The following is a 19,694-nucleotide window of genomic DNA, read 5'->3' as shown; positions in this document are numbered from 1 at the left end:
CGTCTCAGCCAGGCGGGGTGGGCCGGTCATCCGACCGGTCACCGTGTTCCTGATCGTCCTGTGGGGGTGGCGTGGGAGTGCCACCCTGCGGGACGTTCGACCCCGGCTGAGGGTACGACTGCTGCGGCGGATATGGGAGCGGCGCCCCGGGATGGGACGGCCAACCCGACTGCTGCTGCGGGGGCGGCGGCGGGTACCAGTAGCCCTGCTGCGGCGGCGGGTAGCCACCCTGGGGCGGGTACTGCTGGCCCGGCCGGGGCGGCCAACCCGGCGCGTGCCATCCGGCGGGCGCACCGTAGTCGGGCTGCGTGGAACCGTTCCCCGGTGCACCGTTGGCGCCGTTGACCGGCGCCCCGTTGGAACCGTTGCCGTGATAGCCGTTGCCGTTGGCACCGTTCTGGGGTGCCGCGGCCTCGGCTGCGCGCGACGCCGCCGCGATGGCCGCCTTGAACGCGGGCTCGGGCACCGGCTTGGGCCATTCCTCACCGCGTTCGATGGCGAGTTCGCCCGGCGTCTTGATCGGCGGCTTGTCCGAGGGCACGCGGCCACCGAAGTCGTCGAACATGGTCAGGCGCGGACGCTTCTCGACGTCGCTGAAGATCGCGTTGAGTTCGGCGCGGTGCAGCGTCTCCTTCTCCAGCAGTTCGCCGGCCAGGATGTCGAGCACGTCGCGGTACTCGGTCAGGATCTCCCACGCCTCGGTGTGCGCGGCCTCGATCAGCTTGCGCACCTCGTCGTCGATGATCTGGGCGACCTCGTGGCTGTAGTCCGCCTGCGTTCCCATCGAACGGCCGAGGAACGGATCGCCGTGCTCGGTGCCGTACCGGACGGCACCCAGCTTCGAACTCATGCCGTACTCGGTCACCATGGCGCGTGCGATCTTCGTGGCCTGCTCGATGTCGGACACCGCGCCCGTCGTCGGCTCGCGGAACACCAGTTCCTCCGCCGCACGACCACCCATCGCGAACACCAGGCGGGCGATCATCTCCGACCGGGTCATCAGCGACTTGTCGTCCTCGGGAACCGCGACGGCGTGCCCGCCGGTGCGGCCGCGGGCCAGGATCGTCACCTTGTAGATCGGCTCGATGTCCGGCATCGCCCAGGCCGCGAGCGTGTGGCCGCCTTCGTGGTAGGCGGTGATCTTCTTCTCGAGTTCGCTGATGATGCGGCCCTTGCGGCGCGGCCCGCCGACGACGCGGTCGACGGCCTCCTCGAGCGCGGCGCCGGTGATGACGGTGCCGTTCTCGCGCGCGGTGAGCAGGGCGGCCTCGTTGATGACGTTGGCCAGATCGGCGCCGGACATACCGACGGTGCGCTTCGCCAGCCCGTCGAGGTCGGCGTCGGGTGCGATCGGCTTGCCTGCCGAGTGCACGCGCAGCACCGCGCGCCTGCCCGCGATGTCGGGGCTCGACACCGGGATCTGGCGGTCGAAGCGGCCCGGGCGCAGCAGCGCAGGATCGAGGATGTCGGGCCGGTTGGTGGCCGCAATCAGGATGACGCCCTGGCGGTCGCCGAAGCCGTCCATCTCGACCAGCAACTGGTTGAGTGTCTGCTCGCGCTCGTCGTGCCCGCCGCCCATGCCGGCGCCGCGCTGGCGGCCGACGGCGTCGATCTCGTCGACGAAGATGATGCAGGGGCTGTTCTGCTTGGCCTGCTCGAACATGTCGCGCACGCGCGAGGCGCCGACGCCGACGAACATCTCCACGAAGTCGGAGCCCGAGATGGTGAAGAACGGCACCTCGGCCTCGCCTGCGACCGCGCGGGCCAGCAGCGTCTTGCCGGTGCCGGGGGGACCGTAGAGCAGCACGCCCTTGGGGATCTTGGCGCCGAGCGCCTGATACCGCGTGGGGTTCTGCAGGAAGTCCTTGATCTCGTAGAGCTCCTCGACCGCCTCGTCGACGCCTGCGACGTCGGCGAAGGTGGTCTTGGGCATGTCCTTGCTGAGCTGCTTGGCCTTGGACTTGCCAAAGCCGAAGCCCATCCGGCCGCCGGACTGCATCCGGGAGAACATCACGAACAGACCGACGAGCAGCAGCAGCGGCAGCAGGTAGATCAGTAGTGAACCGAGCACGCTGCCCTGGTTCACGACGGTGTTCACCTTGGCGTTCTTCGCGTTGAGCGCCTCGAACAGCTGCACGCCGTACCCGGTCGGGTACTTGGTGATGATCTTGTTGCTGTCCTCGGTGTCGCCGTTGCCGTTCTTGAGGTCCAACCGGACCTGCTGCTCGCGGTCGTCGATCTGGGCGCTGTTGACGTTGTCGCCGTTGATCTGGGCGATGGCGACCGACGTGTCGACGGGCTTGTAACCGCGCGTGTCGTCGCTGAAGTAGAAGAAGGACCAACCCAGCAGCAATATCACCGCTATTGCACTGAGGGTGCGAATGACGTTCTTACGATTCATCGTTCTCTTCGGCCAGCAGGGTTACCTCGGCCAGGTCCTTCCGATACGCGCAGATGGGATGTTCAAGGCTACCGCTAGAACAACGTCCGGTAGTTCCCGACGCCTGCACCGCGCCGAACGTGGGCCTCGTGCACGCCATGGCCACGTTTTGCGTGCACGAGCCCCACACTCGAGCCGATCTTGGCCTTATTACCAGGTGGTGACGCTGCTCGCCGTCTGTATGGTGCGTCGTATGTCGATCAGCGCGTGGGCGAAGAAGCCGTCCAGAGTCCTCGTCATCACCGTCGCAGGCCTGCTGGTCGCAGCGGTTTCGGGCTGCGATTCGGCGCCCGCCGGCCCAGTCGCGGGACCCGACGGACCCGTGCCGCGGCAGGTCACCGTGGTCGGCGAGGGCAAGGTCGAGGGCACGCCCGACACCGTCACGGTCAACGCCGCGATCGAGTCGCTGGCCCCGGACGCGACCGCCGCGATGAACCAGACCAACGAGCGCATGACCGCCGTCATCGACGCCGTCGCCGGGCAGGGCATCGACCGCAAGGACATCAGCACCACGCAGGTCAACCTGCAACCGCAGTACGGCGAGAACAGCACCATCAACGGCTACCAGGCGAGCAATTCGATCGCGGTGAAGATCCGGGACATCAACGCCGCATCGCCGACGATCACCGCGATCCAGACCACCGGCGGCAACGCGACCCGGATCAACTCGGTCAGCTTCGCGATCGAGGACGACTCGCAGATGGTCAAGGACGCCCGCGCCCGCGCGTTCAACGACGCCAAGGACCGCGCTCAGCAGTACGCCGAACTCTCCGGCCTCGACCTCGGCACCGTCATCTCGATCTCCGAGGTCGGCGCGGCCACTCCTCCCCCGACCCCGATGCCCCGCTACGACGCTGCCGAAGCGATGTCGGTGCCGCTGTCGCCGGGTCAGCAGACCGTCGGGTTCTCCGTGACCGTGGTGTGGGAACTGGGCTAGCGCCCTTGGGTCGGTCGGTCGATCGACCCTAGGCGGGCGCGAGCTGCACGGGAATCCCGTTCAGCACGGCGGTCCCCGACAGCGGGTCGAGCGTCAGGCCGTCGTTGAGCTGGTTGACGTTCACCCCGGGCTGCGTGGCGGCGACGCGCTGGCCGGCGCCCGGATCGTGTCCCCAGCCGTGCGGCAGTGACACGACGCCGCGGCGCATGGCGTCGGTCAGTTCGACGGGCGCCTCGAGTTCGCCGCCGGGGCCCTTGATCCGGGCGCGGTCGGTGATGCCGAGATCCTCGGCGTCGAGCGGGTGGATCTGCAGCGTGCAGCGGTTGGTCCCGCCGGCGAGCGCGGGCAGGTTGTGCATCCAGCTGTTGTTCGACCGCAGGTGCCGCCGGCCGATGAGCACGAAGTCGTCGGCGCTGCGCTCCAGCGAGGCAGCCAGCCGCGCGACGTCGGCGACGAGCGGCGCCGGTGCCAGCTCGACCTTGCCCGACGGCGTGCGCAACACCTCGGTCAGCCGCGGACGCAGCGCACCGAAGTCGATGCCGTGCGGCGCGGCCTTCAACCGTTCCAGCGTCAGACCGTCCTCGCGGGCGCCGAACCAGTCGCCGTAGGGCCCGAGGCGCAGCATCATGTCGAGCCTGCGCTCGTACCCGCGCCCCGCGGTCAGCATCGCCGTCAACTCTTCGGGATCCCGTCCGGCGACCGGGGATTCGGGGTCGGCGGTCTCCTTGGCCAGCGTCATCGTGATCACCTGCTCGTCGACGAGCGCGGGATCGGCGAACGGGCCGAGGCCGTACAGGATCAGCGCGATGCGCGACAGGATCTCCGGCTCGTCGAGCCTGCCCGGCGCGAGTTCGACGGCGGGCGGCGAGTACCGCGCGTTGTTGCGCACGGGCGTGCTGCTCAGCGCGACGTCGAAGTGCGCGCTCTGCGACGGTGGGGGCGGCGGCAGGATGACGTCGGCGTGCCGCGTGGTCTCGTTGAGGTAGGGGTCGACGCTGAGCATGAAGTCGACGCCGTCGAGCGCCCGGCTCAGAGCGTCGCCGTCGGGTGCCGACAGCACCGGGTTGCCCGCGATGGAGATCACCGCGCGGGGCTGATCGTCGCCGGGTGTCGCGAGTTCCTCGGCCAGCGCGGCGGCCGGGAGTTCGGACAGCACCTCGGGGTGGCCGGACACCCGGCTGTGCCACCGTCCGGTGCGAAAACCGCGGCCCGGCTTGGGCGGTCGCGGCGCAGAGGAGACCGGCGACTGCGGAAACATCACGCCGCCGGGCCGGTCCAGGTTTCCGGTGAGCACGTTGACGACGTCGACGAGCCAGCTGCCGAGCGATCCGAACTCGACGGTGGAGGTGCCCATCCGGCCGTACACCGCGGCCGACGGCGCGGCGGCCAGGTCTCGGGTCAGGGCGCGGATCTCGGTGGCGGTCACACCGCAGTGGTCGGCGACGACTTCCGGTGCGAATCCGTCGGCCAGCGCGCGTACGTCGTCGAGCCCCGTCACGTGCGGGGCGAGGGCACCGAGGTCCACCAGGTCCTCGTCGAACAGGGTGTGAACGACCGCGAGCAACAGCGCGGCGTCGGTCCCCGGCCGCGGGGCGATGTGCTGGTCGGCCAGCTCGGCGGTCCTGGTGCGGGCGGGGTCGACGACGATCAGCCGGCCGCCGCGCTTGCGCAGCGCCTTGAGCTTGCCGGGGAAGTCGGCCACGGTCGCGAGGCTGCCGTTGGACACCATGGGGTTCGCGCCGATGACGACGAGGTGATCGGTGCGGTCGACGTCGGGCACCGTGAACGCGACGGGGTTGCCGAACATCAGGCCGAGCGAGACGTGCTTGGGCATCTGGTCCAGCGTGCTGGCCGAGAACGTCAGCCGGGTGCCGAGCCCCTTGATGATCAACGGGACGTAGAGGCCCCCCGCGATGGTGTGGGCGTTTGGGTTGCCTGCGTAGACCGCCACCGATCGCCCGCCGTGCTCGCCCACCACCGCGCCGAGACCGTCCGCGACCGCCTGGAACGCCTCGTCCCAGGTCGCCTCGACGAGTTCGCCGTCGCGGCGGACCAGCGGTGCGGTGAGGCGGTCGGGATCGCCGTCGAGTTGACCGAAGCTCGCACCCTTTGGGCAGATGAAGCCGGCGCTGAAGACGTCCTCGCGGTCACCACGCGCAGACGTCACCGCACCGGAGGAGATCGTGAGCACCAGACCGCAGGTGGCCTCGCAGAACGGACAGATTCGCAGCGCCGTGTGGGTGTCGACGGCGTCGGGCTGGATCACGTCACGCTCCTGACGATCAGGGGTTCTGATAGACCTTCGGTTCGAGGGTCCCGATGAAGGGCAGGTCGCGGTAGCGCTCGGCGTAGTCGAGGCCGTAGCCGACGACGAACTCGTTGGGGATGTCGAAACCTATGTAGCTGACGTCGAGTTCGGTGCGGACGGCGTCGGGCTTGCGCAGCAGCGTGCACACGTTGAGCGAGCGGGGATGCCGGCTGGCGAGGTTGCGGAGCAGCCAGGACAGGGTCAACCCCGAGTCGATGATGTCCTCGACGATCAGGACGTCGCGGTCGTTGATGTCGCGATCGAGGTCCTTGAGGATCCGCACCACACCCGACGACGACGTCGACGAACCGTAGGAGCTGACGGCCATGAACTCGAGCTGCGTCGGGAGCGGGATCGCCCGGGACAGGTCGGTGACGAACATGACCGCGCCCTTGAGCACCGTGACGAGCAGCAGGTCCTCGCCGTGTTCGGCGACCGCGTCCCGGTAGGCGTGGCCGATCTCCTCGGCGAGTTCGTTGGTCCGCGTTCGGATCTGCTCCTGCGAGAGCAGTACCGACTTGATGTCACCCGGGTACAGCTCCTCGGCACGATGCGTCGGATCAACCCCCGTCGCTTCGCTCGACCGATCCACGGCAACAGCGTGCCACGTCCGCCTCGCTGCGACCAACAGAAGCCAAGGATGCGTGTCCGAACCGCGGCCCGTTCACACCGGTTCGCGACGCAGGGCGAGGCGGTCGCCGCGGCGCTCGGCGAACACGCGCTGGCCCCTGTGCGGCGACTCGACCGCGACGCCACCTCGGCCCCGCCAGTCGGTGATCAGCAGGTCGACTGCGCGAATCTGCTTGTCGGTGAGGCCCGTCGCGCCCTCGGCCAGCAGCCAACCCCTGATGACGCGGCGCCGGATCGCGGCGGGCTGTTCGGCCATGAGGTCCACCGCCAGGCCGCCGTCGACGGCATGCGCCTTCAGCCGAACCGACGCCTGGGCGTCGAGTTCGTCGGTGTCCTCGCGCAGCGCCGCCGCGGTGCGCACCAGGGCCTCGGCGACACCGCCGCCGAGGACCTCCTCGAGTAGCGGCAGCACCTCGGTGCGTAGCCGGACGCGGGTGAAGCGGGGGTCGGCGTTGTGCGGGTCGTCCCACGGCGTCAGGTCGAGTTCGGCGCAGGCCGCGCGCGTGACGTCGCGTCGCACCCCGAGCAGCGGCCTGCCCCACGGCGGGTCGTGGGCGCGCATGCCTGCGATGGACCGTGGACCGGAGCCGCGGCCCAGCCCAAGCAGCACGGTCTCCGCTTGATCGTCGAGCGTGTGCGCCAGCAGCACCGGCCGGCCTCCGCGCTCGGCGTCGAGCGCGGCGTAGCGGGCGCGGCGTGCCGCCGCTTCCGGACCGCCGGACGAGCCGACGGTGACCGTGAGCACGCGGGCGTCGGTGCAGCCGAGGTGCCGGGCCTGGGCGCAGGCGGCCGCGGAGACGGCAGCCGACGCGGGCTGCAGTCCGTGGTCGACGACGAGCGCGGTGGTCGGGCGCAGGCGTGCCGCGACCGCGGTGAGCGCGAGCGAGTCAGCACCCCCCGACAGCGCCACGCACCAGGCGTCGTCGCCGATCGGGTGCGCTTGCGCGAAGCCCTCGACGGCGCGGCGCAGAGTGGCTAGAGGACCCTGTCGATCCATCGCCGCGGCTCGTCGACTTCGGCTGGCAGCGGCAGGGTTTCGGGCCCGGTCCACACCACGTTGAACCGTTCCATGCCGACCTTGGACACGACGTCGTCGACGAAGGCCTTGCCCCGCGTGTACTGACTCATCTTGGCGTCGAACCCCAGCAGCGCCCGCACGACACGCTGCAGCGGTGGCTGCTTGCGCTGTCTGCGGTCGTTGAACCGACGCCGGATCGTGGCCACCGTCGGCACGACGGCAGGGCCGACCGCGTCCATCACGTGGTCGGCGTGCCCCTCCAAAAGCGTTCCGAGGACCAGCAATTGGTCGAGCGCCGCCCGCTGCGGTTCGGACTGGATGGCGCGCATCAGCCCCAGGATGCCCTCGGCATTGGGTTCGGCTTCGACGCCGTTGCGGCGATCGCGGACGAACTCGCTGAGCCTGCCCACCACTGCGCCGGCGTCCTGGGTGGCGTCGTCGGTGAGGACGGCCAGCGCCTGCGACATGTGGTCGGCGAGCCACGGGTTGGCGCGGAACTGCACCCGGTGGGTCACCTCGTGCAGGCAGACCCACAGCCGGAAGTCCGCGGGCTGCACGCGCAGCGTCCGCTCGACGGCAATCACGTTCGGGTACACCAGCAGCAGCTCACCCGGGCTTGAGCTACTCCCCGAGTCGCTGCGCTCCTGCCCGCCGGCACTACTCCCCGAGTCGGACCCCGTCGCGAACGGGTCGTACTGCCCCAGGATCCCCGAGGACACGAAGGCCAGCACCGCACCCGTCTGCGCCCCGGTGATGCGGCGGGTCAGGAAGCCGCTGGCGTCGCCCCCGTCGCCGCCGGTCATCACCCGCATGGATTGCGATGCGGCAGTGACCCATTCGCGACGGTCGACGATCCGCGCCTCGGTGATCGTCGCGCCCTCGACCAGACCGGTGACCTCGCGGACCGGGCCCTCGGAACGCCGTGCCGCCTCCGACAACTGCTCGATGGCCTGGCGGCGGGTGTACTCGGTGACGGGCGGGGTGGGACGGACGAGCTTGCGCGCCACCGTCGCTGCGAAGTCCCAGTCGACGGTGCGTCCGACGGTGGGAGCCGAGGCGGCGCTCACGCGCTGCACCCGCACGACCGCAGTGCGGCGGCCAGGGCGTCCAGGGAGGTGCGGCCGGTGGGCCCCGCCAAGTTGGAGATGAACGTGAACGTGAGCACCCGCCCGGACTCGTCGGTGACGATGCCGGCGAGCGCGTTGGTTCCCGTCAGCGATCCGGTCTTGGCCCGCAGGTAGCCCGCGGCCTCGCGGCCGGCGTCGGTGTCGAGGTAGCGGTTCGACAGGGTCCCGCTGCCACCGGCGATGGGCAGCAGGTCGACCAGTGGACGCAGCTTGGGCTCGTCGTCGCCGACCGCGGCGGTGACGACCTCGTCGAGGGTCTCGGCGGTCAGGCGGTCGTCGATCGACAGGCCACTGGAGTCACGCAGCACGGCGCCCGCGGTGTCGACGCCCGAGCGGCGGATCTGCTCGAGCACCGCACCGGCCGCGCCGTCGAAGCTGGCGGGGCGGTCGAGCGTGGCCGCCACCTCCCGGCCGATGCTCTCGGCCATCACGTTGTCCGACGCATTCATCATCTCCCGGAGTCGTTCCATCAGCGGCGGTGACTCCACCGAGGCAATCTCGCGGCCGTCGCGCAGTGGTGACGGCAGGACGCCGACGGTGCGCGGGTCGACGCCGAGCGCCACGGCCAGTGCACGCCCGGCATCGAGTGCCGGCGTGGTCGAACGTCGGGACTCGACGCTCACGGGCTGGGTGCGTCCACCGTCGAGCATCACCGACTCGATCGGTGCGATGTCGCCGTTCTGGATGTCCAGCGGATCCCAGCCGGGTGCCATCGTCGGCCCGCTGTAGGCGCCCAGGTCCACCCGAACCGTCCTCGGCGTGACGCCCGAGCGGCGCACCTGCGCGGCCAAGTCGGTGATCCGGGCGGCGTTGCGATACCAGGTGGCGGTCTTCGGGGGCGCGGCCGACAGCGTGGGGTCGCCGCCACCCTTGAGGACCACCACGCCCGGCTCGTCGGGGTCGGCGAGCACGGTCGTGGTCAGCGTTGCGTCGCGGTCCAGGGCAAGCAGGGCGGCGGCCGCGGTCAGCAGCTTGTTGGTCGACGCGGGCTGCATCGGCACGGACGCTCCGCGCTCCCACAACTCCTCGCCGGTGGCTGCGTCGGTGATGCGGCCGGTCAGGCGGCCCAGGTTGGGGTCGGCCGCGAACGGGCCGATGACGGCGGACAGCCGCGGGGGCGCCGGTTTCGGGGCGCTGTCGTCGAGGCCGTACACCGCGGGTTCGGCGGCGGCGGGTTCCGGTTGCGGATCCACGGCCTGCGCCTCGCTGGTGCGGGGGCCTCCCGCGACGAACACCCCGGCGACCGTGACGAGGACGGCGACCGCCAGCAGCACCCCGACGCCGACGAGGACGTGGGTGGACCTGCGCCACCGGGTGGGCCGCATGACTCTCCTGGCTCGAGATGCTGACGAGCGCTTGCCCGAGGCAATGCCCTGAGTTGACAGGGTATCGCTCGTCTATGGTTGACCCGCGTCATCGCCTGGCGAGGCGCTGACCGCACTCACCACATCACACGAAGGAGCCGCGACCGTGGAGTTCGAGGTCGTCGTCGAGATCCCCAAGGGCTCGCGCAACAAGTACGAGGTCGATCACGAGACCGGCAAGGTCAAGCTCGACCGGTACCTCTACACCGCGTTCGGCTACCCCGCCGACTACGGCTTCATCCAGGACACCCTCGGCGAGGACGGCGACCCGCTCGACGCGCTGGTCCTGCTGCCCGAATCGCTGTTCCCCGGCGCGGCGATCGACGTCCGGCCCGTCGCGATGTTCCAGATGACCGACGACGCGGGCGGCGACGACAAGGTGCTGTGCGTGCCCGCCGGCGACCCTCGTTGGGATCACGTTCAGGACCTCGGGGACGTCCCGTCCTTCGAGCTCGAGGCGATCAAGCACTTCTTCGTCCACTACAAGGACCTGGAGCCGGGCAAGTTCGTCGAGGCCGCCGACTGGGTCGGCCGCAGCGAGGCCGAGGCGGAGATCACCCGGTCGCTCGAGCGCTTCAAGACCAGCGGGCACTGAGCTTCCAGGTAGCGAATTTTCCTCGGCGTAACACGGGGTAACGCAGGCGCACCATCTGCCTCGCATCATGGGCTTCGTGTTGATGCATCAGGGAGTGGGCCTGGCCGCATTCAATGCGTGGCCCGAACGCAAGGCAGTGCACGCCGTCTACGAGTGCTGCAACAGCCTGGCGCTGGCGCGCGACATCGTCGCCGGCCGCAGTTACGGCAGCCACGACGCGCTGTTCCGCCGAGCCGACGCGCTGCTGTTCTCGATGCCGGAACCTGCGATCGACCAGATTCTCGAGGCGTGTCCCACCATCGGCCGTCGGCCGCGTAGCGCGCGGTCACAGGCCGAGCAGTGCTCGGTGTGGGACGACGACGAGACCGTGATGACCGCACTGAACGACGCGGCCGCCGAGTATGCCGAGCGGTTCGGCTTCACCTTCGTGATGTTCGTCGACGGAGCGTGTGCCACCGACGTGCTGAAGGCCGTCACCGAACGCATGCATCACGACGTGGAGACCGAGCGCAAGGTCGTCCGCAACGAGCTGGCGCGCATCAACCGCACGCGGCTGGAGCGGATGCTGGGACCCGAGGGCGGCTACCAGAACTGGTGCTGACCCGGTTCGCCGGGCCTGCGCGACGCGCTACCCGTGATCGTGGTCGTGGCCGTCCGACTCCGCGGGCGCGGGGGCGGCCGGTTCGACGACGACGACCCTCGGCGGCGGGCGCTTGCCGGTGTCGGCCAGCTGCGCGGGCGCCCCTGGAACCGGCTGCGGCGGTACGGCAGGCGTCGAATGATCGTGCTGCGCATGGTCTTCCGCGGTAGCCGGGGCATGGCCGCCGTGCGCCGCCTCGGTGCCCGAGTGGTGCTGGTGCTGCAGTCCGGAGGCGACGCCCACCGCGGCCGCCGCGGCGATGACGCTGGTGGCGCCGAGCAGGACGAGCCCGTAGCCGAAAACCGGTATGGCACCGGACCGACGACCCCGGCTCCACAGCCAGGCCGCGCCCATGACGACGTAGCCCTGCAGCATGAGCGAGCAGATTCCCGCGGCCTGCACCAACTCCGGCTCGCCGGCGTGCGGCCCGAACGGGGCACCCGCGGTTCGCGACAGCGCCCACAGCGCGACCGATCCGAGGTTGGCCAGGATCCCGGTCGCCAGGAGCACCGCGCCGGGGCGACGCGTGAGAACCGCGAGCCCCCAAGCCAGTTGGAACACCGCGATCCCGGCGAAGAAGACCCCGGAGGGCACCCAGTCGCGCCAGTGGTCGGGCATGACGGCGAAGTGGATCACCGCGGCGCCGATCGAAGCGATGGCCGTGACGCGAGCGGCCAGCCCACTGTCCGTCGTCGCCACTGAAGGTGTCACTCGAAGATGGTCGCAGGGCACCATCACAGGACGGCCACAGCGCTGCAACTCATTCGAATCAGCCTGAGCTGCAGGGCACCTAGGTGGTCTTCGGGATGCCGGCGGGCGCCAGTTCGGGATCGGCGGGCACCGCGACCTTCTTCTTGCGAAGTGCCTTGGCCCACTTCATCACTGGCTTCTCGACGCCGTAGTAGGTGATCGACGCGACGGCGATCGTGACGGCCAGCAGCACCACGACGTTGCGCCACATGCCCCATGCGTCGTCGCCCGCCATCACCCCCAGCCTGCCGAGCACCAGGATCATCGGGAAGTGCCACAGGTAGGCGGACAGCGAGATCTCACCCACGTAGCGGATGGGTCGTGCGTCCAGCCATACGGCGAGCTTGGTCTTCTGCCCGCGGGCCAGCGGGGCGACGATGACCAGGATCATCAGGGCGGCGACGACGGCGACACCCGCGGTGGTGAACTGGTTGGCCACCGCCAGAGTCACCGCGGAGACGGCCAGCATGGGCAGGATCGCGGCGGCCGAGATCAGCCGCACCCGCTTGCTGATCCGCTCGCGCAGGACACCGCGCTCCATGGCCACGAACACCACTGCGGCGAACATGCCGAGGGCGAAGTTGTCGGCGTTGGTCAGGAAGCTCTTGGTGAAGACCGCAGCCCAGTTCGGACCCCAGTTGAGCAACATGAAGTCCGTCGAGCCGGAATGCGCGAAGACGACCGGAATCAGGCTGCGGCCGATCATGCCGATGACCAGCAGCAGCGCGGGCGCCAGCGCGGCGAGCACCAACGGGTTCATCGAGACGCGCTTGCGCAGCGCGAACAACGCGATGCCGAGGAGCGGCAGCGAGGCGTAGAAGGCGTACTCCAGCGTCAGCGACCACGCGGGGTTGATGCCCGTCTGGATGTACTGCGGGAAGTAGGACTGCGTGAGCGTGAGGTTGGCGAGCAGCTGCCACGGGTCGGTGATCATCCCGGTGCCCTCGTCGGTCCCGACCTTCTGCAGGACGGGGTTCTCGACGTAGGAGACCTGCAGCAGATAGTTCACGATCAGGAAGATGACCAGGTAGACCGGCATGATTCGGGCGACGCGGTGCAGTGTGTAGTCGCCGATGCTCGGCATGCGGGCGACGTCACGGTCGTCGGACAGGTTCCGCACGTAGGGCAGGAACAGCAGGAACCCACTGAGGACGAAGAAGTAGACCAGCGAGAAGCCGAGCAGGCTCGTCATCCAGGTCTGCGCGGTGTTCGGCGAGAAGTGGGTGGTGACGTGAGTGATGGCGATCGACAGGCACAGGATGCCGCGGACGCCGTCCAGGCCGATGATCCTGGCCCGCACCCGGCCCGAACCCTTCGTCGCGGGCGGGGTCGCCGCGCCCGGCGTCTCGGTCCTTCGGGTCATGCCCACGCCTCCTGAGGTCGCACCCACGCCGAGCGATAGTCCGGACGGGCAGGATTCGATACCAACGGTTCAGTTACTCTCGGAGACCGAAACGACGGTATGGAATATGACGCCATTGTGACCACGTGTTCGGATCCATTTCGTCATTGCCGTGACATCGGGGCCGTGATGTCGAATCAGCACGTCGTGACCGGTTTTCGCGAGCGCCACAACGATAGCTGATGGTGACGAATTGCGCCGAATCCAAACGTCCGAAGCGTTATTCGGATACCCGGCGACAATTTGCCAGGACGGTATTTTCGCCAATGTCGGCAATCACCATTGCGCCGCCAAGTTGCTTGTCAACGAAAGGAATCGTGCCAGCAGCTAACTAGGCTGACGGTAGCGGTGATGCGCCGGGCGACCGCGGCCTCAGGCGGGGGTGACGACGTTGCGCAGTTGCTCGCCGCGGCCGAGCCTGCCGATGTTGGCGGCGATGTCGTCGGCGCGGCCGCGGAAGGTGTCGGTGGTGACCCCGGACGAATGCGGCGTCATCACGAGGTTCGACAGCTCGCCGAACGGCAGGTCGCCGACGGCGGTGGGCGTACCGGGCGATGACGGGTAGCGATACCAGACGTCGATGGCGGCGGCCCGGATCTGACCCTCGACGAGGGCTTCGTAGAGCGCTCGCTCGTCGACCAGCGGGCCGCGCCCGACGTTGATCAGCACTCCCTCGGCACCCAGCGCCTGCAGTTCGGCCGTGCCGATCATCCCGGTGGTCGCCGGCGTCAACGGCGCCGACACCACCATGACGTCGACCTCCCGTGCGAGCGCACCGAGGCGCGAGGTGTCGCCCACCCAGTCGAGTCCGTACGCCGCGGCGTCTTGGCGCCCCGATCCGGTCACCGCTGCGCCGCTGCACCCGACCGCCCGGAACAAGTCCCACGCGCACTGACCGATGTGGCCGAAGCCGACGAACCCGATCCGGCTGTCACGGAGTGTGCCCAGCTGCGGGATGGTGTCGTCGTAGACCGACGTCGCCCACGTGCCGCGCCGCAGCGCGCGATCCTGGGCGAGGAAGTCCCGCCGTAGCACGATCGCCGTCGCCAGAACGTACTCGGCGATCGACCGTTCGTGATGAAAGGTGTTGGCCACCAGGACGTCGGGCCCGAGTGCCGAGAAGTCGACGCGGTCGGTTCCCGCGCCCGCGACGTGGATCAGCCGCAGCTTCTCCGCCGCGCCTGCCATCTCCGCGGTGAACCGTGCGCCGACGTACACCTCCGCGTCACGGAGGTCGTCGAGCAGATCGGCCACGCCGGCACCGGGTCGCCACACCGTTGTGGCGTCGTCGGGCAGGGCCGCCTCGAGGCGCTCGCGGTGCGGGGCGAGGTTGGCATCGGCGATCAGGATCTTCACGGCGTCAGTTCCGTTGCAGTGCAGGTCGTTTGGAGTCGAACGTCCAGCCGGGGACCAGATACTGCATCGCGATGGCGTCGTCGCGGGCGCCGAGCCCCTCGCTCAGGTACAGCTCGTGGGCGGCGGCCACGGCGTCGTCGTCGAGTTCGACGCCCAGCCCGGGCGCGTCCGGCACGTCCAGGTACCCGTCGACTATCTCGAAGGGCGCTTTGGTGATCCGCTGCCCGTCCTGCCAGATCCAGTGGGTGTCGATCGCCGTGATGTCACCCGGTGCGGCGGCGGCGACGTGGGTGAACATCGCCAGCGACACGTCGAAGTGGTTGTTGGAGTGCGAGCCCCAGGTGAGCCCCCACGCGTCGCACAGCTGGGCGACGCGCACCGACCCGGCCATGGTCCAGAAGTGCGGATCGGCCAGTGGGATGTCGACCGCGCCGGAACGAATAGCGTGACCCATCTCGCGCCAGTCGGTGGCGATCATGTTGGTGGCGGTCGGCAGCCCAGTGGCGCGCTTGAACTCGGCCATCACCTCACGGCCGGAGAAGCCGCCCTCGGGTCCCACCGGGTCCTCGGCGTAGGCGAGTACACCGGCCAGCTCGCGGCAGGTGGTGATGGCGTCGGCCAGCAGCCAGCCACCGTTCGGGTCCAGGGTTATTCGGGCGTCTGGGAACCGGTCCGCCAGCGCGATGACCGCCTTGGCCTCGTCGGGCGCGGGCAGCACGCCGCCCTTGAGCTTGAAGTCGCGGAAGCCGTACCGGTCGCGGGCAGCCTCGGCGAGCCGGACGACGGCTTCCGGGGTCAGGGCCTCGTCGTGGCGGATGCGCATCCAGTCGTCGGCGTCGGCGCCTTCGTCGGCCGCCGAGCGGTAGGGCAGATCGGTTCTGGTCCGGTCGCCCACGAAGAATAGGTAGCCCAGCGCCTGCACCCTGGACCGCTGCTGACCGTCGCCGAGGAGTGCGGCCACGGGGACCTCGAGGTGGCGGCCGAGGAGGTCGAGCAGTGCGGACTCGACGGCGGTCACCGCGTGCACGGTGACGCGAAGGTCGAAGGTCTGCGCACCGCGGCCGCCGGCGTCGCGATCGCCGAAGGTGCGGCGGACGTCGTTGAGCACGGCGTGGTAGTCACCGATGCTGCGTCCCTCGACCAGCCCCCTGGCGTCCTCGAGCGTGCGCGCGATGGCGGCTCCGCCCGGTACCTCGCCGACGCCGGTGTTGCCGCTGGAGTCGGTGACGATCACCAGGTTCCGCGTGAAGAACGGCCCGTGTGCGCCGCTAAGGTTCAGCAGCATGCCGTCGTGGCCCGCGACGGGGACGACGCGCATCTCGGTGACGACCGGCGTGCGGCTGGTGCCGGGCGCGCGAAGCGACGGGGAAGGGTGCGTCATTACCTCAGCCTACGAAGCGCGGTCGATGCACGTCCAACACCCTTAAGGCATTGATTGATGCCGCAGGCGCATCGAGCAGAAGTCGTCACGCGAACCACTTGTCCCCGTTGGCGACCGGGCGGAGGACGCGAGTCACCTTGTCCCCCATGGCGCACAGCGCTTCGACGATCTCGCGTTCACGGGCGGGTGTCAGGCGCGCGATCGGCACCGATGCGCTGATCGCGTCCTGCGCGGGCCGGGTGTACCGCAGTGCGACGGCGAAGCAGCGCACCGCGGGGGTGTTCTCCTCGTCGTCGGTTGCGTAGCCACGGACCAGCGCCGTCTCCAGGGCGGCGTCCAGCCCGGCGCGATCGGTGATGGTCTTGGGCGTCAGGGCTTGGAGGACCTCGGGAACGTGCCGGTCGCGTTCGTCGCCGATCCGGTCGGCCAGCAGCGCCTTGCCGAGCGCCGTGGCGTAGGCGGGCAGACGCCTGCCCACCCGGCTCGCACCGCGCTGATACTGCCGGGATTCGCGGGTGGCGAGGTATACGACGTCGGTGAGGTCGAGCCGCCCCACGTGGAAGGTCTCGTCGAGGTCCTGGCGCAGTTCATCGACGAACGGGGTGATCATCGGCAGGTACGGGTCGCTGTCGAGATAGCTGGTGCCGACGAGCAGTGCGCGGATGCCGATGCCGTACTGCGTTCCGGCGTCGTCGGCCCGCACCCACCCCTGGGTCATCAACGTGCGGAGCAGGGCGTGGGCGCTGCTGCGCGGCATGTCGAGCGCCTCGCTGATCTCGCGGATCCGCGCAGGCCGGTCTTGCCGTGCCGCCAGGTACTCGAGGAGTTCCACGGTCCGTGCGGCCGACTTCACGCCCGACCGCGACGAATTCATCTTCCGCACAACGCCGTCGACGGGTTCCGGCGTGCCCGACGTCACCGCTGCCACCCCCGTACGGTAACCCGGTGACCGGCGCCGCGGGGCCTCACAGCGCACCCACCTGCTGGACGACGAGCACGCCCGCGCCGGCCGCGGACACCACGATCGCCGTCCAGCGTTGCCGCTGCGGGTTGAGCAGCCGGTTCGCCCACCGCGACAGCGCGTAGCCGACCACGGTGGCCGGGATCAGGAACGCGAACCAGCGCCACGTGTCCCCGTCGATCGAGCCGGTGAGGCTGAGCATGCCGATGGACAGCACCGACCCGATGAGGAAGAAGCCGCTCATCGTGCCGCGCAACTCCGCGCCCGTACTGCGCTGCCACACCAGCGCCATCGGCGGTCCACCGATCGACGTCGCGGTTCCGAGGACACCGGACGTCGCGCCGGCGAGCACCAGGTTGCGTCGCCGCGGGGTCGGCGACCAGCCGAAGCTGGTCACCAGCACGCCCGCCAGCACGACGCCTGCGATCGCCAGCGCCAGAGCGCGTTCGGGCATCGCGGCCAGCAGCAGCGCCCCGGCGACGGTCCCCGGGACCCGCCCGACCAGCGCCCAGCCGGTGCCCCGCACGTCGATCGCGGTGCGTTCGCGGATCACCACCATCAGCGTGACGAGCGAGGCAAGCATGATCAGCGTGCCGGGGATCAGGCTGGGATCGACCAACGCCACCACCGGCGCCGCCAACATGCCCATGCCGAAGCCGATCGACGCCTGCAGGCACGACGCGAACAGGATCGCGACCGCGATGACGGAGTACGCCGTGACGCTCACCGGTCGTCGTCACCGAACCGGCTCACGCGCTCTGCGACAGGGCCGCACGGTCCTCGGTCAGCGGGTGGTGGCATTCCGCGGCGTGGCCCGGCACCGCGGAATCGGTTGCCAGCGGCGGCAGTTCCTCGGCGCACACGTCGGTCGCCTTCCAGCAGCGGGTGCGGAACCGGCATCCCGAGGGCGGGTTGAGCGGTGAGGGCACCTCGCCCTTGAGCAGGATCCGGTCGGCGCGGTCCACGGCGTCGAGCTTGGGCGCCGCCGACATCAGTGCCCCGGTGTAGGGGTGGCTGGGCTGGTCGAAGACGGCGTCGGTGGGTCCGGACTCGACGATGCGCCCGAGGTACATGACCGCCACCCGGTCGGCGACGTGCCGAACAACCGACAGGTCGTGGGAGATGAACACGTACGAGATCCCCAGCTGCTGCTGCAGGTCGTTGAGGAGGTTGAGCACCTGCGCCTGCACCGACAGGTCCAGCGCCGACACGGGCTCGTCGCAGATGATCACGTCCGGGTCGAGCGCGAGCGCCCGAGCGATGCCGATCCGCTGACGCTGCCCGCCCGAGAACTCCTGCGGGAACTTTTCCATCGCCTTGGCGCCGAGCCCGACGAGGTCGAGCAGTTCGCGCACCCTGGTGTCGCGGTCCTTGCGCGACGGGTGCAGTCCGCGGTGGGTTCGCCACGGCTCGGCGATGATGTCGCCTGCCGACATGCGCGCGTTGAGCGAGGCGTAGGGATCCTGGAAGACCATCTGCACGCGGCGACGGAACTCGAGCAGCTCCTTGCCCTTGAGCGCGAACGGGTCGATGCCGTCGAAGGTGACCGTGCCCGAGTCCGGGCGTTCGAGCATCATCAGCGTGCGAGCCAGAGTCGACTTACCGCAACCGGATTCGCCGACCAGGCCGAGCGTCTGGCCGCGGGCGAGGTCGAGGTCGATGCCGTCGAGGGCGCACAGCCTGTCGTGGCCCTTGCGGCCGCCGGGCACGCGGAACGACTTGGTCAGGTCGCGGACGGTGAGCAGTTGATCAGACATTGGTGACCTCCTCGGGGAAGTGGCACGCCGACCGCCGTCCGGCGCCGACGGGCGCCAGTGCGGGCCGCGTGGTGCGGCAGATCTCGGCGGCGAGCGGGCACCGCTCCTGGTACACGCACCCCTTCGGGATGGAGTTCAGGTCCGGCGGCGACCCGCCGATCGACTTGAGGTGCGCGCCCCGCTCGGCGTTGATGGGCACGGAGTTCAGCAGGCCCTTGGTGTACGGGTGCTTTGGTTCGGCGAACACCTCGGCGACCCGTCCGGTCTCGATGACGTTGCCTGCGTACATCACCGCGACGCGATCGGCTTCCTCGGCCACCAGCGCAAGGTCGTGGGTGATGAGTACGACGGCCATGTCGTATTCAGAGCGCAGGCTCTTCAGCAGTGCCATGATCTGGGCCTGCACGGTGACGTCGAGGGCGGTGGTCGGTTCGTCGGCGATCAGGACGCGGGGGTTCAGCGCGACCGCCATGGCGATCAGCAGGCGCTGCCGCATGCCGCCGGAGAACTGGTGCGGGTAGCTCTTGAGACGCTCCTCCGGCTGCGGGATGCCAACGCGCGTCATGAGTTCCACGGCCTTGCCCTTGGCGTCCTTCGCATTCATCCCGTGGTGGATGCGGAACGGCTCGGCCAGCTGGGTGCCGACGGTGTAGAGCGGGTTGAGTGCGGTGAGCGCGTCCTGGAAGACGATGGCCAGCTCCGTGCCCGCCATCTGCCGCCGCGTCTTGCGGTCGACGGCCAGCAGATCGGCGGTGCCGTTGCGGCCTGCGAGTTCGGCGGAGCCGTCGGTCACCTCGGCGACGGGTTCGAGCAGCCCGACGAGGGCGGTCGCGGTCATCGACTTGCCGCAGCCGGATTCCCCGAGCAGGGCCAGCGTTTCGCCGCGGTGCGCCGAGAACGACACGTGGTCGACGGCGCGCACGCTGCCCGCGATGGTGCGGATGTCGACCGTGAGGCCGTCGACCCGCAGCGCGGGGTCTGCTTCGGTGTGGTCGGCGGGCGGGTGCTCGGCTACCTGGGCGGTCATG

General features: G+C 69.8%; 17 protein-coding genes. 3 read left to right on the top strand and 14 right to left on the bottom strand.

Annotated elements, in window-relative coordinates; translation table 11 throughout:
• Positions 1 to 4: 4 nt before the first annotated feature.
• A complete protein-coding gene (ftsH, locus tag G6N61_RS22895) occupies positions 5 to 2,401 on the bottom strand; it encodes an ATP-dependent zinc metalloprotease FtsH (protein ID WP_163921467.1) in 2,397 nt (798 codons plus the stop codon).
• A gap of 232 nt (positions 2,402 to 2,633) precedes the next feature.
• On the opposite strand from ftsH, the gene G6N61_RS22890 reads away from it, so the two are divergent.
• Positions 2,634 to 3,377: an SIMPL domain-containing protein gene (locus G6N61_RS22890; RefSeq protein ID WP_163921462.1), complete on the top strand. Its 744-nt coding sequence runs from the start codon at positions 2,634 to 2,636 to the stop codon at positions 3,375 to 3,377.
• Positions 3,378 to 3,405: 28 nt separating this feature from the next.
• Here the strand turns inward: G6N61_RS22890 and G6N61_RS22885 are convergent, their stop codons facing one another.
• From G6N61_RS22885 to dacB, 5 genes are all read right to left on the bottom strand, one after another.
• Positions 3,406 to 5,643, bottom strand: a complete 2,238-nt coding sequence (locus G6N61_RS22885; RefSeq protein WP_235887265.1) for a molybdopterin-dependent oxidoreductase — start codon at positions 5,641 to 5,643, stop codon at positions 3,406 to 3,408.
• A gap of 16 nt (positions 5,644 to 5,659) precedes the next feature.
• The gene (gene hpt, locus G6N61_RS22880) at positions 5,660 to 6,277 is read right to left on the bottom strand and encodes a hypoxanthine phosphoribosyltransferase (protein WP_163921438.1); all 618 of its coding nucleotides are present in this window, start codon (positions 6,275 to 6,277) and stop codon (positions 5,660 to 5,662) included.
• A 72-nt stretch (positions 6,278 to 6,349) separates the two neighbouring features.
• Positions 6,350 to 7,312, bottom strand: coding sequence for a tRNA lysidine(34) synthetase TilS (gene tilS / locus G6N61_RS22875; protein ID WP_163921435.1), 963 nt, complete (start codon positions 7,310 to 7,312; stop codon positions 6,350 to 6,352).
• A complete protein-coding gene (locus G6N61_RS22870) occupies positions 7,291 to 8,400 on the bottom strand; it encodes an Rv3626c family coenzyme F420 biosynthesis-associated protein (protein ID WP_163921429.1) in 1,110 nt (369 codons plus the stop codon). The genes tilS and G6N61_RS22870 overlap by 22 nt, the downstream gene beginning before the upstream one ends.
• Complete coding sequence (dacB, locus tag G6N61_RS22865) at positions 8,397 to 9,785, bottom strand: D-alanyl-D-alanine carboxypeptidase/D-alanyl-D-alanine endopeptidase (protein ID WP_163921426.1); 1,389 nt, start codon at positions 9,783 to 9,785, stop codon at positions 8,397 to 8,399. The genes G6N61_RS22870 and dacB overlap by 4 nt, the downstream gene beginning before the upstream one ends.
• Positions 9,786 to 9,930: 145 nt before the next feature.
• Here dacB and G6N61_RS22860 point away from each other — a divergent pair, with 145 nt between their 5' ends.
• Together G6N61_RS22860 and G6N61_RS22855 are read left to right on the top strand one after the other, a co-directional pair.
• Complete coding sequence (locus G6N61_RS22860) at positions 9,931 to 10,419, top strand: inorganic diphosphatase (RefSeq protein WP_163921424.1); 489 nt, start codon at positions 9,931 to 9,933, stop codon at positions 10,417 to 10,419.
• Positions 10,420 to 10,501: 82 nt separating this feature from the next.
• Positions 10,502 to 11,020 carry a 2-oxo-4-hydroxy-4-carboxy-5-ureidoimidazoline decarboxylase gene (locus tag G6N61_RS22855; RefSeq protein ID WP_163925038.1) on the top strand — a complete coding sequence of 173 codons (519 nt, stop codon included), beginning with the start codon at positions 10,502 to 10,504 and terminating at the stop codon, positions 11,018 to 11,020.
• A gap of 27 nt (positions 11,021 to 11,047) precedes the next feature.
• On the opposite strand, the gene G6N61_RS22850 is transcribed toward G6N61_RS22855, so the two are convergent.
• From G6N61_RS22850 to G6N61_RS22815, 8 genes are all read right to left on the bottom strand, one after another.
• Positions 11,048 to 11,770: a hypothetical protein gene (locus tag G6N61_RS22850; protein ID WP_163921422.1), complete on the bottom strand. Its 723-nt coding sequence runs from the start codon at positions 11,768 to 11,770 to the stop codon at positions 11,048 to 11,050.
• Between the two features lie 79 nt (positions 11,771 to 11,849).
• The gene (locus G6N61_RS22845) at positions 11,850 to 13,172 is read right to left on the bottom strand and encodes an acyltransferase family protein (protein ID WP_163921420.1); all 1,323 of its coding nucleotides are present in this window, start codon (positions 13,170 to 13,172) and stop codon (positions 11,850 to 11,852) included.
• Between the two features lie 411 nt (positions 13,173 to 13,583).
• Positions 13,584 to 14,567, bottom strand: coding sequence for a 2-hydroxyacid dehydrogenase (locus G6N61_RS22840; RefSeq protein ID WP_163921418.1), 984 nt, complete (start codon positions 14,565 to 14,567; stop codon positions 13,584 to 13,586).
• A gap of 4 nt (positions 14,568 to 14,571) precedes the next feature.
• Positions 14,572 to 15,948 (bottom strand): glucarate dehydratase, encoded by a 1,377-nt coding sequence (gene gudD, locus G6N61_RS22835; protein WP_163921416.1) that lies wholly within the window; start codon positions 15,946 to 15,948, stop codon positions 14,572 to 14,574.
• Positions 15,949 to 16,033: 85 nt separating this feature from the next.
• On the bottom strand, positions 16,034 to 16,876 hold the full coding sequence (locus G6N61_RS22830; protein ID WP_235887263.1) for an IclR family transcriptional regulator: 843 nt from the start codon (positions 16,874 to 16,876) through the stop codon (positions 16,034 to 16,036).
• A gap of 37 nt (positions 16,877 to 16,913) precedes the next feature.
• Positions 16,914 to 17,636, bottom strand: coding sequence for a sulfite exporter TauE/SafE family protein (locus tag G6N61_RS22825; protein WP_163921414.1), 723 nt, complete (start codon positions 17,634 to 17,636; stop codon positions 16,914 to 16,916).
• Between the two features lie 22 nt (positions 17,637 to 17,658).
• Positions 17,659 to 18,666 carry an ABC transporter ATP-binding protein gene (locus G6N61_RS22820; protein WP_163921411.1) on the bottom strand — a complete coding sequence of 336 codons (1,008 nt, stop codon included), beginning with the start codon at positions 18,664 to 18,666 and terminating at the stop codon, positions 17,659 to 17,661.
• The gene (locus G6N61_RS22815) at positions 18,659 to 19,693 is read right to left on the bottom strand and encodes an ABC transporter ATP-binding protein (protein WP_163921408.1); all 1,035 of its coding nucleotides are present in this window, start codon (positions 19,691 to 19,693) and stop codon (positions 18,659 to 18,661) included. The genes G6N61_RS22820 and G6N61_RS22815 overlap by 8 nt, the downstream gene beginning before the upstream one ends.
• Between the last annotated feature and the right edge of the window lies 1 nt (position 19,694).

Origin of the sequence: Mycolicibacterium arabiense (genome assembly GCF_010731815.2) — a bacterium.
Lineage (GTDB): Bacteria > Actinomycetota > Actinomycetes > Mycobacteriales > Mycobacteriaceae > Mycobacterium > Mycobacterium arabiense.
This window is presented reverse-complemented; position numbering and strand designations above follow the sequence as displayed.